This window comes from Arthrobacter sp. 9V (assembly GCF_902506065.1).
GTDB lineage: Bacteria > Actinomycetota > Actinomycetes > Actinomycetales > Micrococcaceae > Arthrobacter.
In genome coordinates this window covers 1-1114 of record NZ_LR733063.1, presented here as the reverse complement: position 1 = coordinate 1114, position 1114 = coordinate 1, and the positions used below count along the sequence as shown (strand labels likewise).

Here is a 1114-nt window from a genome sequence, read left to right as displayed (position 1 = left end):
TTTCCGGGGTTGTCGGGGCTCCGAAGGGGTGCTGGAGGGGCAGATGTGACGAATGAACGGTCGCGTGTACCCCGTACACAGCGAACGCCCCGCCACCTGGAGGTGACGGGGCGTCGGGTACTGCGAGTGCTTACCAGGAGCTCTTCGTGATGCCGGGGAGCTCGCCGCGGTGGGCCATGTCACGGAAACGGACACGGCTGATGCCGAACTCACCGAGGTGGCCGCGGGGGCGGCCGTCGATGGCGTCACGGTTGCGGTAGCGGATGGGCGATGCGTCGCGGGGCAGCTTCTGCAGGCCCACGCGGGCGGCCTCACGCGACTCGTCGGTGCCGTTCGGGTCCACGAGGGCCTTCTTCAGCTCGAGACGACGCTCGGCGTAGCGCGCGATGATGACGGCACGCTGGTTGTTCTTCGCGATCTTGCTCTTCTTCGCCATGCTTAGCGCTCCTCACGGAAGTCGACGTGCTTGCGGATCACCGGGTCGTACTTCTTCAGCACGAGTCGGTCGGGGTTGTTCCGACGGTTCTTCTTGGTCACGTAGGTGAACCCGGTGCCCGCCGTCGAGCGGAGCTTGATGATCGGACGGATGTCCTGACCCTTTTTCGCCATCAGATCTTCTCCCCACGGGCAAGGAGATCCTTGACGACGGACTCGATGCCACGTGCGTCGATCACCTTGATGCCCTTCGCGCTGAGCGTGAGCGTGACGTTACGACGAAGCGACGGCACGTAGTACGTCTTCTTCTGCACGTTCGGGTCGAAGCGACGCTTCGTCCGGCGGTGCGAGTGCGAGATGTTGTGACCGAAGCCGGGAACGGCGCCGGTCACCTGGCACACTGCTGCCATGGTTTCCTCCTGAGTACCGTGCGACCGGACGGCCGCACCCAAGTTCACTTGCCTGGTGCACACGCGCAGTGCCACCGGAGTGGCCGTGCGAGGGGGGTGTGTGCACCGCCCAGGTCCGCATCCCCTGTCGAAGGAGAGCCGGACACCGCGCGACCGCGGCATTCGCGACGGTCGGAGGGCTTGGAACAACGGGTCCGCCGCGCGGACGCGGAGAACCAGGGGTCCACGTTACGCGACGACCGGGCGTGTCGCAAGCCGGGCCTCCAGGC

At 66.1% G+C, this 1114-nt stretch carries 3 protein-coding genes; all 3 read right to left on the bottom strand.

Features of this window, described 5'->3' with window-relative positions; translation table 11 throughout:
- Positions 1-130: 130 nt before the first annotated feature.
- The 3 genes from rpsN to rpmB are packed head-to-tail and all read right to left on the bottom strand — an operon-like array spanning position 131 to position 845.
- The gene (rpsN, locus tag BACI9J_RS24135) at positions 131-436 is read right to left on the bottom strand and encodes a 30S ribosomal protein S14 (RefSeq protein ID WP_017886455.1); all 306 of its coding nucleotides are present in this window, start codon (positions 434-436) and stop codon (positions 131-133) included.
- Between the two features lie 2 nt (positions 437-438).
- Positions 439-609, bottom strand: coding sequence for a 50S ribosomal protein L33 (gene rpmG / locus BACI9J_RS24130; RefSeq protein ID WP_017886456.1), 171 nt, complete (start codon positions 607-609; stop codon positions 439-441).
- Positions 609-845: a 50S ribosomal protein L28 gene (gene rpmB / locus BACI9J_RS24125; protein WP_027464952.1), complete on the bottom strand. Its 237-nt coding sequence runs from the start codon at positions 843-845 to the stop codon at positions 609-611. The genes rpmG and rpmB overlap by 1 nt, the downstream gene beginning before the upstream one ends.
- Positions 846-1114 lie beyond the last annotated feature (269 nt).